The 17,858-nt window shown below is 72.1% G+C and carries 15 protein-coding genes; 12 read left to right on the top strand and 3 right to left on the bottom strand.

Annotated elements, in window-relative coordinates; translation table 11 throughout:
• Positions 1-8 precede the first annotated feature (8 nt).
• A complete protein-coding gene (locus tag ACZ5NW_RS21960) occupies positions 9-794 on the top strand; it encodes a glutamate racemase (protein WP_468745552.1) in 786 nt (261 codons plus the stop codon).
• Between the two features lie 103 nt (positions 795-897).
• Entirely contained in the window at positions 898-1,449 is a 552-nt protein-coding gene (locus ACZ5NW_RS21955) for a hypothetical protein (protein ID WP_468745551.1), read from the top strand.
• 498 nt (positions 1,450-1,947) lie between these two features.
• Here ACZ5NW_RS21955 and ACZ5NW_RS21950 read toward each other — a convergent pair whose 3' ends face one another.
• Positions 1,948-2,964 (bottom strand): O-antigen ligase family protein, encoded by a 1,017-nt coding sequence (locus ACZ5NW_RS21950; protein WP_468745550.1) that lies wholly within the window; start codon positions 2,962-2,964, stop codon positions 1,948-1,950.
• A 295-nt stretch (positions 2,965-3,259) separates the two neighbouring features.
• Between ACZ5NW_RS21950 and lnt the strand changes: the two genes are divergently transcribed.
• The 4 genes from lnt (at position 3,260) to ACZ5NW_RS21930 (ending at position 8,297) form a co-directional block, all read left to right on the top strand.
• On the top strand, positions 3,260-4,873 hold the full coding sequence (lnt, locus tag ACZ5NW_RS21945) for an apolipoprotein N-acyltransferase (RefSeq protein ID WP_468745549.1): 1,614 nt from the start codon (positions 3,260-3,262) through the stop codon (positions 4,871-4,873).
• 67 nt (positions 4,874-4,940) lie between these two features.
• The gene (locus ACZ5NW_RS21940; RefSeq protein ID WP_468745548.1) at positions 4,941-5,420 is read left to right on the top strand and encodes an NUDIX hydrolase; all 480 of its coding nucleotides are present in this window, start codon (positions 4,941-4,943) and stop codon (positions 5,418-5,420) included.
• Between the two features lie 54 nt (positions 5,421-5,474).
• The gene (locus tag ACZ5NW_RS21935) at positions 5,475-6,275 is read left to right on the top strand and encodes a 3-hydroxybutyrate dehydrogenase (RefSeq protein WP_468745547.1); all 801 of its coding nucleotides are present in this window, start codon (positions 5,475-5,477) and stop codon (positions 6,273-6,275) included.
• A 75-nt stretch (positions 6,276-6,350) separates the two neighbouring features.
• Complete coding sequence (locus tag ACZ5NW_RS21930; RefSeq protein WP_468745546.1) at positions 6,351-8,297, top strand: helix-turn-helix domain-containing protein; 1,947 nt, start codon at positions 6,351-6,353, stop codon at positions 8,295-8,297.
• Between the two features lie 41 nt (positions 8,298-8,338).
• Here ACZ5NW_RS21930 and ACZ5NW_RS21925 read toward each other — a convergent pair whose 3' ends face one another.
• Complete coding sequence (locus ACZ5NW_RS21925; RefSeq protein WP_468745545.1) at positions 8,339-9,727, bottom strand: MFS transporter; 1,389 nt, start codon at positions 9,725-9,727, stop codon at positions 8,339-8,341.
• A gap of 143 nt (positions 9,728-9,870) precedes the next feature.
• On the bottom strand, positions 9,871-10,611 hold the full coding sequence (locus tag ACZ5NW_RS21920; protein WP_468745544.1) for a class I SAM-dependent methyltransferase: 741 nt from the start codon (positions 10,609-10,611) through the stop codon (positions 9,871-9,873).
• 285 nt (positions 10,612-10,896) lie between these two features.
• Between ACZ5NW_RS21920 and ACZ5NW_RS21915 the strand changes: the two genes are divergently transcribed.
• The 6 genes from ACZ5NW_RS21915 to ACZ5NW_RS21890 all read left to right on the top strand — a co-directional run bounded on the left by ACZ5NW_RS21915 (position 10,897) and on the right by ACZ5NW_RS21890 (position 17,819).
• Entirely contained in the window at positions 10,897-12,321 is a 1,425-nt protein-coding gene (locus tag ACZ5NW_RS21915) for a non-reducing end alpha-L-arabinofuranosidase family hydrolase (protein WP_468745543.1), read from the top strand.
• Positions 12,322-12,426: 105 nt separating this feature from the next.
• Entirely contained in the window at positions 12,427-13,635 is a 1,209-nt protein-coding gene (locus ACZ5NW_RS21910) for a low temperature requirement protein A (RefSeq protein WP_468745542.1), read from the top strand.
• 358 nt (positions 13,636-13,993) lie between these two features.
• The gene (locus ACZ5NW_RS21905) at positions 13,994-15,064 is read left to right on the top strand and encodes a type III polyketide synthase (RefSeq protein ID WP_468745541.1); all 1,071 of its coding nucleotides are present in this window, start codon (positions 13,994-13,996) and stop codon (positions 15,062-15,064) included.
• 30 nt (positions 15,065-15,094) lie between these two features.
• On the top strand, positions 15,095-15,664 hold the full coding sequence (locus tag ACZ5NW_RS21900) for a cupin domain-containing protein (RefSeq protein ID WP_468745540.1): 570 nt from the start codon (positions 15,095-15,097) through the stop codon (positions 15,662-15,664).
• A 5-nt stretch (positions 15,665-15,669) separates the two neighbouring features.
• Positions 15,670-16,827 (top strand): DegT/DnrJ/EryC1/StrS family aminotransferase, encoded by a 1,158-nt coding sequence (locus ACZ5NW_RS21895; RefSeq protein ID WP_468745539.1) that lies wholly within the window; start codon positions 15,670-15,672, stop codon positions 16,825-16,827.
• Positions 16,824-17,819 carry a class I SAM-dependent methyltransferase gene (locus tag ACZ5NW_RS21890; protein WP_468745538.1) on the top strand — a complete coding sequence of 332 codons (996 nt, stop codon included), beginning with the start codon at positions 16,824-16,826 and terminating at the stop codon, positions 17,817-17,819. Before ACZ5NW_RS21895 ends, ACZ5NW_RS21890 begins: the two co-directional genes overlap by 4 nt.
• Positions 17,820-17,858 lie beyond the last annotated feature (39 nt).

The raw sequence follows: 17,858 nt of genomic DNA, 5'->3' as shown, positions 1-17,858 counted from the left end.
GTGGCCGGGTGAAGATCGCGCTCATGGACTCCGGAATCGGGCTGCTGGCGGCCACCGCCGCGGTACGGCGCCTGCGACCCGACGCCGATCTGGTCCTCTCCCTCGACCCCGACGGCATGCCCTGGGGACCGCGTACCCCGCAGGACCTCACCGAGCGTGCCGTCGCCGTCGCCGAGGCGGCCGCCGCGCGGCGGCCCGAGGCCCTCATCGTCGGCTGCAACACCGCCACGGTGCACGCGCTGCCCGCCCTGCGCGCCCGCCTGGAGCCGGGCATCCCGGTCATCGGCACCGTCCCCGCGATCAAGCCTGCGGCGGCCGGCGGCGGCCCCGTCGCCATCTGGGCCACCCCCGCCACCACCGGCAGCCCGTACCAGCGCGGCCTCATCGAGGACTTCGCCGACGGCGTCACCGTCACCGAGGTGCCCTGCTGGGGGCTCGCGGAGGCGGTGGAGCACGCGGACCAGGCGGCCATCGACGCCGCCGTAGCCGCGGCCGCCGCGCTGACCCCCGACGACGTGACCACCGTCGTCCTCGGCTGCACCCACTACGAACTCGTCGCCGACCGCATCCGCGCCGCCGTGCACCGGCCCGGCATGCCGCCGCTGGTGCTGCACGGCTCGGCCGGTGCGGTGGCCGCGCAGGCGCTGCGCCGCATCGGCGCCCAGCCGGCCCCCGAGGCGCCCGCGTCCGGCACCGTGACGGTCCTCCTCAGCGGCCGCGAGGGAGCCCTTCCCGCGCCCGCCCTGGCCTACGCCGAGGGGCGGCTGCTGCGGACGGTGAGTCCCGCCTCGTAACCGGGAGCGAGCGCACGGACGGGCCGGAACCCCGCCCCCACACGGCACGGTGACTCTCCGCGACGCGGTACGCGCGCACCGAATCCTGAGTAACCTCATAGGCATGAGGGAGCACCCCCGCGGCGAGCAACCCCCCTACTCCGATGTCTGGACCGGTCGAGCCACCAACCGGTTCCAGTGGCTGCTGGCCCTCGCCGGGGCCGCCTTCCTGGCCCTGGGCATCGAACTCGCCGTGGACTCCGCGTGGACGTCCGGGAGCGCCGCCCTCGTGATGGCCGTCGTCGGCTGCATCGCCGCCGGGCTGCTCGTCCTCTTCGGCACCCTCGCCTTCGTGCACGTCGACCTGCGGCTCACCAAGGAGTCGCTGGAGGTGCGCTGCGGGCACATGGGGCTGCCGCGCCGCCGGATCCCGCTGGCACATGTCGCCGACGCCGACTTCGACCCGCATGTCACGCCACGCCACTGGGGCGGCTGGGGCTACCGCTGGCGCCCGGAACAGGGCACCGCCGTCGTCGTCCGGCGCGGCGAGGGCGTGGTGCTGCGGCTGTGGGACGGCCACACGTTCACGATCACGGTGGACAACGCGGAAGCCGCCGTCAGGGCCATCAGAGACCGCCTCCGCCCGACCACACCCACCACCCCGGGCGCCGCGTAACCCGAAGCCGCCGGTGCGCCGCCCCGCCGGTCGCGGCGCGCTAATTCCGCCCCGTGGGTGTCCCGTCACGCTGGCCGTCGCGGATTGCCCCAGAGCCGCCGCCCCGCCGGTCGCGGCGCACTGACTCCGCCCCGTGGGTGTCCCGTCACGCTGACCGTCGCGGATTGACCCGGAACCGCCGGTGCGCCGCCCCGCCGGTCGCGGCGCGCTGACTCCGCCCCGTTGGCGCCCCGTCACACCGGTCGCCGGGCATTGACCCGGAGCCGCCGGTGTCCCCTCACACCGGTCGCCGCGCATTGACCCGGAGCCTCCGGTGCCCCGTCACACCGGTCGCCACACATTGACCCGGAGCCGCCGGGTGCCCCCCACGCCGTTCGCGGCGCACTGACTCCGAGTCGCCGGTGCCCCGTCACACGGGTCGCCGCGCACCGACCCCGAGCCGCCGGTGCCCCACCACGCCGGGCACGCGCGTAGCGAGCCGTCGGGAGGCGATGGCTCTCATACCGTCGGCCCCTGCGGCACCCCTCTTCCCCGGCGCGCGATCGTCTCCTCCGGCACCGGGGGCGGCTCCGTCAGTGGGCGGGCGGTGGCCAGTCCCGCCAGCAGGCCCGCGCCGACCGACACGGTGGTGAAGCTCAGCGCGTTGCCGACGGCCGCGATCGCCGCCACCGCCGTCAGGGCCGCGCCCGCGGTGAGCACGATCGGTGTCGCGCGCGGCGAGCGCCACAGGGCGAACAGCATCCAGCAGAAGGCCGCCGCCAGCAGCGCGACACCCACGATCCCCTGCTCGGCGGCCGCCTGAAGGGGTGCCGAGTGCGGCTTGCCGTCCGACAGCGTGGTGTCGGCGGCCGTCGCGCTCAGTTCTCCGAAGCGCCCCGGCCCCACGCCCACGGCTGCCTGCCGACGCGCCAGGTGCGCCGCGTCGCGCCACAGGTCGACGCGATGGGGCGTCAACTGCTCCGTGAGCCACTCGCCGAGCCCGCCGGGCAGCACGCCACCGGCGACCGCCCAGGTCAGACCCGTCACCGCCGCCGCGACCAGCGTCAGCCCGATGACGCCGAGCGTCCGGTGGCGCATCCGGCCCGCGGCGAGGGAGGCCAGCAGCACGGCGGCGCAGGCGACCAGCGCGGTGGTCGAGCCCAGCAGCGCCCCCGTCACACCGGCCGCGCCGGCCAGGGAGTGCAGGGCGAGCCGCAGGGCCGGTGCGGTGGTGGCCCAGGCGGCGCAGCACGCGGCCCCGGCCGCCAGCGCCAGGACGGCGGCCGTCGCCCCGGCATGGCCGAGGGGCGCGCCGATCTGCGGTCCGGGCGCGAGCCGGGGCATGGCCACCGGCAGGACTAGCCCGGCCAGCGCCGCCGCACAGGGCGCGGCCACCGGCAGCAGCACGCCGAAGATCCGTCCGGCCGCGTAACCGGCCGCGACCGCCAGCACCGCGAGCAGCACGCCCTCAGGGCGGCCACCGTGCACGGCCGAGGTGATCAGTGGCCAGGCGGCGCAGGCCCCGAGGACCGTCACGCCGAGCGCGTCAGAAACGTTTCGTCTCTCTCCGTCCGCGTCGAGCGCGGACGCCGTCCCCGTGGACCCCACCCGTCCCCCTGCACCGGTCGCCCCCCGACCTGCCTCGGACCCCGCCGCCCGGCTGAGAACGGCCGTACGACAAGGGCTCGGGCACACCGTAACGGCTGATGGGCGGTTTGTGGATGAGTTGGACCAGGATGTGAGGGAAGCGCGGGCATCGAGAGCGGAGGGTGAGGATCCGGTGATCGGACGGTCCTGTCGATGGCGCGCCCACCCGCCGTACACTCCCGGAGTGACCGTCACCGCAACGCCCCTGGGCGAGTCCTCTGACCAGCGGGAACCGCGGAACGCGCGCGTGGCGCGCGGCGCCCGGCTCCAGCGCCTGGTCCCGGCCGCCACCGCGGCGCTCTCCGGAGTGCTCCTCTACGTCAGCTTCCCGCCGCGCACCCTGTGGTGGCTGGCGCTGCCCGCCTTCGCCGTCTTCGGCTGGGTGCTGCGCGGACGCGGTTGGAAGGCGGGATTCGGCCTCGGCTACGTCTTCGGCCTGGGCTTCCTGCTGCCGCTGCTGGTGTGGACCGGCGTCGAGGTCGGTCCCGGCCCCTGGCTCGCCCTGGTGGTCGTCGAGGCGCTCTTCGTCGGCCTGGTCGGCGCGGGCGTCGCCACCGTGTCGAAGCTGCCGGCCTGGCCGGTGTGGGCGGCCGCGCTGTGGATCGCCGGAGAGGCGGCACGCGCGCGTTTCCCCGTCCGCGGCTTCCCGTGGGGCAAGATCGCGTTCGGTCAGGCCGACGGCGTCTTCCTGCCGCTCGCGGCGGTGGGCGGCACGCCCGTGCTCGGCTTCGCGGTGGTCCTGTGCGGCTTCGGCCTCTACGAGGTCGTCCACCTGGTCCTGGACAAGCGCCACGCGCGCGAGGTGCGCCGGTCCGCGGCCGCCGTGGCCCTGCTGAGCGTGGCCGTGCCCGTGGCCGCCGCCGTGGCCGCCCGTCCGCTGGTGAGCGACAAGGCCGAGGACGGCTACGCCACCGTCGCCGTCATCCAGGGCAACGTGCCGCGGCTCGGCCTGGACTTCAACGCCCAGCGGCGCGCCGTGCTCGACTACCACGCGCGCGAGACCGAGCGCCTGGCCGCCGAGGTGAAGGCGGGCAAGGTACCGCGGCCCGACTTCGTGCTGTGGCCGGAGAACTCCTCCGACATCGACCCCTTCGCCAACGACGACGCGGCCGACGTCATCGACCACGCCGCCAAGGCGGTCGGCGCGCCGGTCTCCGTCGGCGGAGTCGTCGAGCGCGACGGCAAGCTGTACAACGAGCAGATCCTGTGGGACCCGGCCAAGGGCGCCACCCAGACCTACGACAAGCGGCAGATCCAGCCCTTCGGCGAGTACCTCCCGATGCGCTCCCTCGTCGGGGCGATCAACAAGAACTGGACCTCGATGGTCCGCCAGGACTTCAGCCGCGGCACCAAGCCGGGCGTGTTCGCCGTCGACGACACCAAGATCGGGCTCGCCACCTGCTACGAGGCCGCCTTCGACTGGGCCGTGCGCGACACCGTCACCCACGGCGCCCAGCTGATCTCCGTGCCCAGCAACAACGCCACCTTCGACCGCAGCGAGATGACCTACCAGCAGCTCGCCATGTCCCGCGTTCGCGCCGTCGAGCACAGCCGGACCGTCACCGTGCCGGTCACCAGCGGCGTCAGCGCGATCATCATGCCCGACGGGAAGATCACCCAGAAGACCGGCATGTTCGTCGCCGACCACCTGGTCCAGAAGATCCCGCTGCGCTCCACCGAGACCCCCGCCACCCGCCTCGGCATCCTGCCCGAGATCGCCCTGCTGCTCGTCGCCGCGGGCGGCCTGGGCTGGGCGATCGGCGCGGCCGTGCGCGGGCGGCGCGCCGGTGACGTGTAGCCGTACGCCCGTCGTACACCTGCGACGTCGGCCCGGCGGGAGGGGACCGGCCCACTAGGGTCGGTCCATGGCAACTCCAGAGTTCATCCGCACCCTCAGGGCCTCAGCCGGCCACCAGTTGCTCTGGCTCCCCGGAGTCACCGCCATCGTCTTCGACGACGAGGGCAGAGTGCTCCTGGGCCGCCGCTCCGACACCCGCAAGTGGTCGGTGATCGGCGGCATCCCGGAACCGGGCGAGCAGCCGGCGGTCTGTGCGGTCCGGGAGGTCCTGGAGGAGACGGCCGTGGAGTGCGTCGTCGAACGGGTGGTGCTGGTGCAGGCCCTGGACCCCGTCGCCTACGACAACGGCGACGTCTGCCAGTACATGGACATCACCTTCCGCTGCCGGGCCGTCGGCGGCGAGGCCCGCGTCAACGACGACGAGTCGCTGGAGGTGGGCTGGTTCGAGGTGGACGCGCTGCCGGACCTCAACGAGTTCGGCGTGTTCCGGATCAAGCAGGCCCTGTCCGACGCACCGACATGGTTCGACCCTATGACCTCCGGCTGAAGTATGGGTGGTGACCACATGGGAGAGGGGGAGTGGGCTGCCTAGGGTCGATCCATGACCGCGCCCCGCCCCCTTCCGGGTCCCCCTGCCTCCCCGCTCGACCTCGGCGGCCGCACCGCGCTCGTCACCGGCGCCGCCGGCGGCATCGGCCGCGCCTGCGCGCTCCGGCTCGCGGCCGCCGGGGCCAAGGTCAGAGCGGTCGACCGCGACGCCGCGGGACTGGACGCGCTCGTCGACGCCGCCACCGGCCTGCCGGGCACCGTCGAACCCCGTGTCCTGGACCTGACGGACCTGGACGCCGCCGAACTCTCCGCCGCCGGCACCGACGTCCTGGTCAACAACGCCGGACTGCAACTGGTCCGCCCCATCGAGGAGTTCCCGCCGGACGTCTTCCACACGGTCCTCACCGTGATGCTGGAGGCCCCGTTCCGGCTCATCCGCGGCGCCCTGCCCCACATGTACGGGCAGGGCTGGGGCCGGATCGTCAACATCTCCTCCGTCCACGGGCTGCGCGCCTCCGCCTACAAGGCGGCCTACGTCGCCGCCAAACACGGACTGGAGGGCCTGTCCAAGACCGCCGCCCTCGAAGGTGCCCCCCACGGCGTCACCTCCAACTGCGTGAACCCCGGCTACGTCCGCACGCCCCTGGTCGAGAAGCAGCTCGCCGACCAGGCCCGGGCGCACGGCATTCCCGAAGAGCGCGTCCTGACCGAGGTGCTGCTCCAGGACAGCGCCGTCAAGCGGCTCATCACACCGGAGGAGGTCGCCGAGGCCGTGGCCTATCTGTGCGGCCCCCACGCCTCCTTCGTGACCGGCACCTCGCTCGTCCTCGACGGCGGCTGGACCGCCCACTGAGCCGCCGCACACCATGCGATCCGGAGTTTTCCACAGGGCTGACGGGACGGCCCGGTCATGGGTGATCCTGTGAGCATGCCCCGCGATCACGTGCAGTCCGCCGAGCGCCCCACCGACGACGGTGCGGCGCTCCCCGGCGGTACCGAGGCGCCGTTCCTGGAGCTGCTGGCCCGCGGCGCGGCCCCCGACGCCTACGAGCAGCCGGTGCTGCGCGCCCGCGCCGAGGGCCTCGCCCCCGAGCGGATCGCCGCGCTGGAACACGCCAAGCTACTCGCGCTGCGCGTGCGTGCCGAGCTGGAGGGCCGGCGCCGGCGGGAGGCCGAGCTGTCGGCGCTCTTCGAGACCGCCCACGACCTCGCGGGCCTGCGGGACGTCGACGCCGTCCTCCAGGCGATCGTGCAGCGCGCCCGTTCCCTGCTGGGCACCGACGTCGCCTACCTCAGCCTGAACGACCCGGCGCGCGGCGACACGTACATGCGCGTGACCGAGGGCTCCGTCGCCGCCCGCTTCCAGCAGCTGCGCCTCGGCATGGGGGAGGGGCTCGGTGGCCTCGTCGCCCAGACGGCCAGCCCGTACGTCACCGACGACTACTTCAGCGACGACCGCTTCCGCCACACCGCCGCGATCGACGCCGGCGTGCGCGACGAGGGCCTGGTCGCGATCCTCGGCGTCCCCCTGATGCTCGGGCCGAGCGTGATCGGGGTGCTGTTCGCCGCCGACCGGCGCGCCCGGGTGTTCGAGCGGGAGCAGATCGCGCTGCTCGGCTCCTTCGCCGCACTCGCCGCGGCCGCCATCGACACCGCCAACCTGCTCACCGAGACCCGCTCCGCCCTCGCCGACCTGGAGCGCGCCAACGAGATCATCAAGGACCGCAGCGGCGTCATCGAGCGCGCCTCCGACGTCCACGACCGGCTCGCGGAACTCGTCCTGCGCGGCGGCGGGGTGCACGACGTGGCCGCGGCCGTCGCCGAAGTCCTCGACGGCACCGTCGAGTTCACCGAGGCGGCCACCGTACCGGCCGACGCCCTGGAGGCATCCCGCGCCGAGGGCCACGCCGTGCGCCACGAGGACGACTGGATCGCCGCGGTCGCCGCCGGCGGCGAACTGCTCGGCGCCCTGGTGCTGCGCGGCCACCCCGGCCTCGATCCGGTCGACCAGCGCACCCTGGAGCGGGCCGCCATGGTCACCTCGCTGCTCCTGCTGGCCCGCCGCTCCGCCGCCGAGGCCGAACAGCGCGTGCGCGGCGAACTCCTGGACGACCTCCTCGACGCCCGCGACCGCGACCCCCGCCTGCTGCGCGAGCGCGCCGCCCGGCTGCACGCCGACCTCGACGCCACGCACGTCGTGCTGGCCGCCCGTCTCGACGCCACCGCCGCCGACGCCGACCAGGAGGCGGAGACCCGCCGCCGGCTGTGGGCCGCCGCCTTCCACCTCGCCGCGACCCGGCACGGGCTGGCCGCCGCGCGGGACGGCGGCACGGTCCTGTTGCTGCCCCTCGGCCGCGGCGACACCGCCACCGGCCTCGCCCGCCGCACCGCCCGCGACCTGGGCACCGCCGTCCACGAGCCGGTCACCGTCGGGGCGTCGGCCCCCGTCGACCGGCCCGCCGCGAGACCGGAGGCGGTGGTCGCCGCGTACGAGGAGGGCCGCCGCTGCCTCGACGCGCTACGCCTGCTCGGCCGCTCCGGGGACGGCGCGGCGGCGGAGGACTTCGGGTTCCTCGGGCTGCTGCTGGCCGGCGACCGGGACGTCGCGGGCTTCGTCGACCGGACCATCGGCCAGGTCGTCACCTACGACGAACGACGCGGCACCGACCTGCTGCGCACCCTCGACGCCTATTTCGCCTGCGGCATGAGCCCGGCCCGCACCAAGGACGAACTGCACGTCCACGTCAACACCGTCGCCCAGCGACTGGAGCGGATCGGCCGCCTCCTCGGCGACGACTGGCACAGCCCGGCCCGCGCCCTGGAGATCCAACTCGCCCTGCGTCTGCACCGGTTGGCGGCTCCGGCACGGCACTGACCCCGTACGCGCGAGGCGTACGGGGTCGCGGTGGCGGGGTGTCAGACGGTGTGCGCGTCCGCTCCGGCCGGGGCCGGCGTGGGGGCGGCGTCCGCCGAGGGCTCGATGGCGGCGAGGTCGCGGTGCCGGGTCTCCTTCGCCAGACCGACGGCCAGGAGGGTGAGCAGCGCGGCGGCGATGACGTAGAGGGCGATCGGTGTGGAGCTGTCGTAGTCGTCCAGCAGGGCGGTGGCGATCAGCGGGGCGGGCGCGCCGGCGGCGACCGAGGCGAACTGGGCGCCCATGGACGCGCCGGAGTAGCGCATCCGCGTGCCGAACATCTCGGAGAAGAAGGCGGCCTGCGGCGCGTACATCGCCCCGTGCAGGACCAGGCCGACGGTCACGGCGAGGACGAGATTGCCGAAGCTGCCGGTGTCGATGAGCGCGAAGAAGGGGAACATCCACAGCCCGACCCCGGCCGCGCCGACGAGATAGACGGGCCGCCGACCCACCCGGTCCGACAGGGCGCCCCAGGCGGGGATGACCGCGAAGTGCACGGCCGAGGCGATGAGCACCGCGTTGAGCGCGGTCTGCTTGGAGACGTCGGCCGCCGTGGTGGCGTAGACGAGGATGAACGCGGTGATGACGTAGTAGGAGATGTTCTCCGCCATGCGCGCGCCCATCGCGACGAGGACGTCCCGCCAGTGGTGGCGCAGCACGGCGACGATCGGCAGCTTCTCGACGGCGTCGGCGTCGGCCGCCTTGCGGGCCTCCGCGGCGCGCAACGCCTGCTGGAACACGGGCGATTCATCGACGGACAGACGAATCCACAGACCGACCATCACCAGCACCCCGGAGAGCAGGAACGGCACCCGCCAGCCCCAGGTGTCGAACGAGTGGTCCGAGAGCACGGCGGTGAGCAGCGACAGCACACCGGTGGCCAGCAGCTGACCCGCCGGAGCGCCGGTCTGCGGCCAGGAGGCCCAGAATCCGCGCCGGCGCGCGTCCCCGTGCTCGGACACCAGCAGGACGGCCCCGCCCCACTCGCCGCCGAGCGCGAAGCCCTGCACGAGCCGCAGCAGCGTAAGCAGCACGGGGGCGGCGGAGCCGACGGTGGCGTGCGTCGGCAGCAGCCCGATCGCGAAGGTCGCCCCGCCCATCAGCAGCAGGCTCAGCACCAGCAGCTTCTTCCGGCCGAGCCGGTCTCCGTAGTGCCCGAAGACCATCGCGCCGATGGGGCGGGCCGCGAATCCGACGGCGTACGTCAGGAAGGAGAGCAGCGTGCCGACGAGCGGGTCGGAGTCGGGGAAGAACAGCTTGTTGAACACGAGTGCGGCGGCGGAGCCGTAGAGGAAGAAGTCGTACCACTCGATGGTCGTGCCGATGAGGCTGGCGGCGACGATGCGCTGGAGACTGGCGGGCGTTGGGGGAGCGGTTGCTGCGGAGGCCATGTGCGCCACTTCCTCGTGTGCGGTGGGGACGGGTACGTGTCGGCACACCGTAGAAACAGCCAGGTCAGGGGCACATGTGGTGGGCCACCATAGTTCGGGGCGTGGCTATGCGTGCAGCCACCATGCCGGGTGCGCGGTGGGACCTACGCTTTGTGGGTCACCCAGAGCAGTTCCGCCGGCCAGCGGTGTGCCCAGTCCGGTGGGTCGGTTTCGTTGTAGCCGTTGGGGGTTCCGGGTTCGGGCCGCGGCTCGATGAGGTCGTCGATGACGAGGCCCGCGCCGCGCAGGACCCTGACCCACTCGCCGTAGGTGAGCTGATAGCTGATCGCGCCGTCGTCTTCGGCGATGGCGTTCAGCCCGAAGTAGTCCTTCTGCAGCGTCGTGGTCACGCGGCGGGCCGCTTCGTCGTAGCAGGCCTCGAACCAGGGGCTGGCGACGTTGAAGACCAGGCGCCCGCCCCGGCTCAAGACGCGGGCGGCCTCCGGGACGGCCAGGTGCGGGGGCGCCCAGCTGAGCCCGCCGAAGTCGCAGAACACCAGGTCGAAGCTGCCGGCGGCGAAGGGGAGTTGTTCGGCGGCGCCTTGCACCAGTGGGTAGCGGGCCGTTCCCATCGCGCGGGCCGCTGCGGCGAGTTGGGCTTCGGACAGGTCGATCCCGACCACGGTGGCGCCCTCGGCGGCGAGCGCCCTGGACCACTGGCCGGCCCCGCAGCCGAGTTCGAGGACGCGCCTGCCGGCGACGTCGCCCAGGGCGTGCAGGTGCGCGTCGGGGATGGAGTACATGCCCCACAGGCGGGGTGCGGCGCCGATGTGCGGGTCGTGCCTGTGCTGGTAGGCGCCACTGATCTGGTTCCAGAGCCGCCGGTTGGCGGGGATGCTGTCCATGCGCCGACCCCAGCACTGTCTGCCGGGGAAGGTCAAACAGCGAACTTCAGGCGCTCCTGTTCCCGCAGGAGCCGCCACGGTGAAACCTCATCCCCGCACTGCTGTCTGCCCCTGACATGAGGGCGCCCGGTTTCAGTCTGCGAATGTTTTCGGCCTGCGGCTCTTGCGAGAGGTATTGACGCCGGTCAGGGGTTCCCTATGATCCGGTTGCTCGACACTTCGACCTGTGTTCGGTATCGCGAACGAATAAGTCCCGCACGGCATCGACAGGATGACGAGGTATCCATGCGTAGAAGACGTTCCAGCCGCAGACATCTGTCCGGGGTGCTCGCCGCCGCGCTCGCGGCCCTGGTGTCGTTGGCGGCGCTGCTCGTCGCCACTCCGGCTCAGGCGGCCAGCAGCGGCGCCTTGCGCGGTACTGGTTCCGGCCGCTGTCTCGATGTGCCGGGCGCCAGCCAGACCGACGGCACGTTCCTGCAGATCTGGGACTGTACGGGCGCCGCCAACCAGCAGTGGACGCTGACGGACAGCAATCTGCTGACCGTGTACGGCAACAAGTGCCTGGACGTCCCGGGTCATGCCACCGCGGCCGGCACCAAGGTGGAGATCTGGGCCTGCCACGGCGGTGCGAACCAGCAGTGGCGGGTGAACTCCGACGGCACGATCGTCGGCGTGGAGTCCGGGTTGTGCCTGGACGTCTCGGGCGGCGCCACGGCCAACGGCACGGCGGTGCAGCTCTGGAACTGCACCGGCGGCAGCAACCAGAAGTGGTCCGGCCTGTCCGGGACGCCCAACTCGTGTTCTCTTCCGTCGACGTACCGGTGGAGCTCGACGGGTCCGCTGGCGCAGCCGGCGAACGGCTGGGTCTCGCTGAAGGACTTCACCAACGTGGTCTACAACGGCAAGCACCTGGTCTACGGCTCGACCGTCAACCAATCCGGGTCGTACGGCTCGATGGGCTTCGCGCCCTTCACGAACTGGTCCGACATGGCGTCGGCCGGCCAGATCGGGATGAACCAGGGCACGGTCGCGCCCACCCTGATCTACTTCGCGCCCAAGAACATCTGGGTACTGGCGTCCCAGTGGGGTCAGTGGCCCTTCTTCTACCGCACCTCCACCGATCCCACCAACCCCAACAGCTGGTCCGCTCCGCAGGCGCTGTTCACCGGCAGTCTCCCGGGCGGTGCCGCCCCGATCGACCAGACGCTGATCGCCGACGGCCAGAACATGTACCTGTTCTTCGCCGGTGACAACGGCAGCATCTACCGGGCGAGCATGCCGATCGGGAACTTCCCGGGCAACTTCGGCTCGTCGTACACGACCGTCATGAGCGACACGGTCAAGAACCTGTTCGAGGCGCCCGAGGTCTACAAGGTCCAGGGACAGAACCAGTACCTGATGATCGTCGAGGCACGCGGTGCGAGCGAGCAGCGCTTCTTCCGCTCCTTCACGGCCACCAGCCTGAGCGGTTCATGGACCCCGCAGGCCGCCACCGAGTCCAACCCCTTCGCCGGCAAGGCCAACAGCGGCGCCACCTGGACCAACGACATCAGCCACGGCGACCTGGTCCGCACCAACCCCGACCAGACCAAGACCATCGACCCCTGCAACCTGCAACTCCTCTACCAGGGGCTGTCCCCCAACACCCCGCCGGGCACCGATTACAACCTGCTGCCGTGGCGGCCGGGCCTGCTCACCCTGCAGCGCTGACCGCCTGATCGACCCACCGACCGAGGAACCCCGGCCGCGCGTCGGCCGGGGTTCCTCAGGCCATCTGCTGGACAGAATCGTGCCGCAGTTGCTGAAGTGGCCGCCATGTCCATGCTCCACGCCGAGGCCGAGCGGCGCGTCACCACGCTCGAGCTGTTCTTCGATCTCGTCTTCGTGTTCACGATCACGCAGCTGACCGTGATGCTCGCGGACGATCTGTCCCTGGCCACCGCGGGCCGCGTGGCGCTGATCTTCATCGTGCTGTTCTGGATGTACGGCGCGTACGCGTACCTCACCAACCAGGTGCCGCCGGACCGTACGTCCAGGAGGCTGCTGCTCCTGCTCGGCATGGCCGGGTTCCTGATGTGCGCCCTGGCCATCCCGCGGACCTTCACCGACACCAGGGCCGGCGTCGCCTTCGGCCTGGGCTTCCTCCTGGTGGTCCTGGTCCACAGCGCCCTCTACACCCGCAGTCATGGACGGGACGTCATCTGGTACGCCATACCCAACTCCGTGGCGGCCCTGCTCGTCACCGCGGCCGGCCCGGCCCGGGGAGCCGCCGCCGACGGTCTGTGGGTGCTGGCCCTGGTGGTGCAGTTCGTGACTCCGTACATCGCCCAGTTCGGGCCCGCCCGCCGCGACGGTCGCACCGCGGACGAACTGCGCAGCCAGCTCGGCGGGCTCGACCCGGCGCACTTCATCGAGCGTCATGGGCTGCTGCTCATCATCGCGTTCGGTGAGTCGGTCATCGCCATCGGCATCGGGGTCGGCGATCTGCGGCTGTCGGCCGGGATGGTGGCCGGCACGTTCCTGGCCCTGGCGCTGGTCGCGGCCCTGTGGTGGACCTACTTCGTCCACGACGAAGGCGCCGCCGAGGAGGCCTTCCGCGACACGGCCGTACCGCGGCGTTTCCGGCTGGCGATGAACGCCTTCTACTACGCCTTCCTGCCGATGCTGCTGGGTATCGCCTGTCTGGCCGCGGGGGTCAAGAAGACGCTCGCGCACCTCGGCGATCCGCTGCACACCGCTCCGGCCGTCGCCCTGGCGGGCGGCGTGGGCCTGTTTCTCGTCGGCGAGCTCGCCTTCCGCTGCGCCCTGCGCCTGGCCTGGCCGACGTATCGGGCGGTGGCGGTGCCGCTGGTCCTGGCCACCGTCCCCCTGGGTCACCGCCTGTCAGGAATCGCCGAACTCGCCGCTCTGGTAGCCGTGTTGGTGGCGATGCTGCTGGCCGAGTACCGCTGGACCCCGGCGTCCGACGAGATCGGCCCGCCCCCATCGGACCGCCGGCCGCAGGAGCAGGAGTCCGCCCACTGACGAAGGCGTCGGTCAACAACCGCCCCTCGTCGGTGTGATCGGGGTCACTTCTTGGTGTTCTTGGCACGGGGGTTCCTCCCGTGTCACGATTTCCGCACGCCTTCCCTGCCCGAAAACAGTGCGCGGCGCCAACCGGCCCCCTCTTCGGAGCAGTTGAAGTCCCTTCCTTTGAAGGACAGGCGCCCATCGCCTGAAGGACAGGCGCACCTCGCCGGCGGCACGCTCCGACCGGCCGTCACCGCGCAATCCCCCCTGAAGCACCCGTCATCGAACTCCAGATGGCGGGCGAATCGACCTGCCATCAGTGCGACGCCCCACTGCCCAAGCTGCCGAGACTCTGAGGAAGTGGATCCCAGATATGCCGAGGCTATGCAAGCCGGCGATGAACGCGCCCGAGCACGTCATCACCGTGGAAGAGACTCTGGAATTCGCCGCGAGAGCCCATGCCGGCAAGCCGCAACTCGCCCTGGCGCTCCGGCTGATCCGGAACACCGGGGTCAAGAAGCGGCACATCGTCCAGCCCATAGAGAAGACGCTCCACCATCCCGGCTTGCAGGAGCGCAACCGCATCTACGAGGTCGAGTCCAAGAAACGCACCCCCCAGGTCATCGAACAGGCCCTGGCCAACGCCGAACTGAAAGCCCGTGACATCGACGCGATCATCTACGTGTCGTGCACGGGCTTTCTGATGCCGTCGCTGACCGCCTGGCTGATCAACACCATGGGCTTCCGCTCCGACACCCGCCAGATACCCATCGCCCAGCTCGGCTGCGCGGCCGGCGGAGCGGCCATCAACCGCGCCCACGACTTCTGCACCGCCCACCCCGGCAGCAACGTCCTGATCGTCTCCTGCGAACTGTGCTCGCTCTGCTACCAGCCCGACGCCGACGACATCGGCTCACTGCTCTCCGACGGCCTGTTCGGCGACGCGGTCGCCGCCGCCGTCGTACGGGGCGAGGGGGGCGTCGGCATCGACCTGGAGCGCAACGCCTCCTACCTCATCCCCGGCACCGAGGACTGGATCTCCTACGCCGTCAAGGACACCGGCTTCCACTTCCAGCTGGACCGCCGCGTGCCCGGCACCATGGAGCCGCTCGCCCCGGTCCTGCGCGAACTGGCCAAGGACCACAGCTGGGACGTCGGCAAGCTCGACTTCTACATCATCCACGCCGGCGGCCCCCGCATCCTCGACGACCTCGCGAAGTTCCTGGAGGTCGACCGCGAGGTGTTCCGGCACAGCTGGGCGACCCTGCACGAGTACGGCAACATCGCCAGCGCCGTCGTACTCGAAGCCGCCCGCAGGATGTTCGAGGAGGACGACCTCGCGCCCGGCGCGACCGGTGTGATCGCGGGTTTCGGTCCCGGCATCACCGCGGAGATGGCGCTCGGCACCTGGGCGGCCGACGGCGTCCCGCAGACCTTCGCCTGAACGCCCGCGCGAACAAAGGAAGCGGAGCAGATGACCGACCTGATCATCCCGGCCGGTGCCGGGCGCAAGCTGATCACCCCGGCACAGGAGGTGACCTTCAAGGCCACCCAGGAGATGGGCTCCTCCGTATCGATCTTCGAGGTGATCGTGCCGCCCGGATTCGACGTCGGGGCGCATGTCCACGCCCGCTCCCAGGAGTTCTTCTACGTCCTGGAGGGTGAGCTGGACCTGCTGTGCTTCGAGCCGACCGAACGCACACCGGACACCTGGCACCACTGGGAGTCCCCCAAGGGCGACCGCGTCGTCCGCGCCGGCGAGGGCAGCTGCATGTTCGTACCCTCCGGCACCCCGCACGCGTTCCGCAACGCCACGGACAAGCCGGTGAAGATGCTCTTCCAGAGCTACCCCTCGCCCGACCACGAGGCCTACTTCGAGGAGATCGCCGAGATCTGGTCCCGCGGCGGCGCGGTCGACCCCGCCGCCGTGGCCGAGATGCGGCAGCGGTACGACGTCGGCCAGCTCACCCCGCTGCGCTTCGAGCCGCCGTCGAGCGCCGCGGCCCCCAGCCAGGACACGCACCCGCAGCGGAACGAGAGGTGACCGCGATGGAACCGATACCCCTGGTCCACGCGAGCCTGGGAGAGCGCGAACTGGCCGCCGTCGCCGAGGTGTTCGCCTCCGGCTGGCCGGCCGGGCAGGGCCCGAGGGGCAAGGCGCTGGAGGCTCAGCTGGCCGAGAAGTACGGCGTCGGCGACGCCGTCGCGGTCAGCAACTGCGGCGCCGCCCTGCACCTGGCCATGCTCGCCCTCGGCGTGAAGCCGGGCGACGAGGTCATCGTCGCCGACTACGGCTTCCCCGCGCCCGCGCAGGCCGCGCTCTACGTCGGCGCCACCCCGGTCTTCGCCGACGTACGCCCCGACACCTACACCATCGACCCGCGGGCGGTCGCCGACCTGGTCACCCCCCGCACCGTCGGGATCGTCGCCGTCGACACCGTCGGTATGCCCGCCGACTACACGGAACTCCAGGCGATCGCCGACCGCCACGGCCTGTTCGTCGTCGAGGACGCCGCCTGCGCCGTCGGCGCCACGTACCAGGGCCGCCAGGCCGGCGCGCTCACCGAGCTGGGCTGTCTCTCCTTCCACGGGCGCAAGGGCGCCTCCAGCGGAGAGGGCGGCGCGCTGCTCGCCCGCGACCCGGAGATCGGCAAGGACGTGCGGCTGCGCTCCTCCTTCGGCATCGGCAGCATCTTCGACATGGGCAACGTCGTCGGCCTGCCCATCCCGACGTTCACCGAGGTCGGCTACAACTTCAAGCTGTCCGACATCGCCGCGGCGATCCTCCAGGTGCAGCTGGGCCGGATCGACGAACTGCTGGCGCGGCGCGACGCCGTCGCCGCGCAGTACGGCGAACTCCTCGCCGACGAGGAGCTGTTGACGCTGCCGACCGTGCCGGCGGACCGCACCCACGCCTGGCAGACCTACATGGTGACGCTGGACGCGAGCGTCGACCGCGCCGCCGTCGCCGCCGAACTGCGCGGCCAGGGCATCGGCTGCGCACACGGCACGTTCGCCGGCCATGTGCAGCCCGTGTTCGAGTCGAAGCAGACGTGCCCGGTCTCGGCGGATCTCTTCCAACGGCAGCTCTCCGTACCGATGCACGCGGAACTCGGCGCTGACCAGGTCGAACGGGTCGTGGCCGCCCTGCGCCGCGCGGTGCGGGCCCACGCGTCCGCCACACGGCTCATCGGAGGGGCAGCATGACGACCAACCAGCCGTCACCGGACGGCGTGCTGCGGCTGATCAACGGCTACTGGGCCACCGGCGTCCTGGCGGCAGCGGCCACCCACTCGCTCTTCACCCACCTGGAGAACGGGGCGGGCACGGCCGCGGAGCTGGCCGAGCGCGCCGGGATCGCCGAGCGCGGCGCCCAAGCCCTCCTCGACGGTCTCGTCAGCGTGGGCCTGGTCGAGCAGCACGAGGGCCGGTACCGCAACACGCCCGAGGCGTCCGCCTACCTGGTCGACGACACGCCCACCTCGCTGAGCAGCTTCGCGAAGCTGAAGCTGAAGCACATGGCCGGCCTGGCCGCCCTGCCGGACGTGGTCCGGGCCGGCGGACCGATCCGGGACGCGACGACCGAGGTGGCCGACAACCCGCACTGGGAGGAGATCGTCCCGGCCATCGCCGCGCAGTCGGTGCCCGCCGCCACGATCGCCGCCGAGGTGCTCGGGCTGGCCGACGCCGGGGCGGTCTCCGTCCTCGACGTGGGCGGCGGTTCGGGCGTCTACTCGGGCATCTGGCTGGAGGCCAACCCGGCCGCCCGCGCCACCCAGCTCGACTGGGAGCCGATCAACGCGATCGCCCGCCGGCTGCTGGCCGAGCGCGGCGTGGCCGACCGGTTCACCACGATCGACGGTGACTTCCACACCACGGACTTCGGTACCGCCCGCTACGACATCGCGCTCTACTCCCACATCGCCCACCAGGAGGGGCCCGAGGACAACGTCGCGGTCTTCTCCCGCCTGCGCGACGCGCTCAAGCCCGGCGGTGCCCTGGTGATCTGCGACTACGTCGTCGACGACGACCGCGGTGGTCCCGCCCTGCCGCTGATGTTCGCTCTGGAAATGCTGCTCAAGAGCAAGCAGGGCGGCACCTGGCGGCGGTCCGACTACCACACCTGGCTCGTCAAGGCCGGCTTCACCAGCGTCTCGTTCCACTCCGCGCCGCCCGCCACCCTGGTCATCGCCCGGTAACCGCCCGCCACACGTGCCCGGTACCCGCATCGAGCCGGT

It is taken from the genome of Streptomyces sp. NPDC032126 (assembly GCF_055580085.1).
The sequence above is the reverse complement of the archived record's forward strand: the minus strand, read 5'-3'. Positions and strand labels throughout refer to the sequence as shown.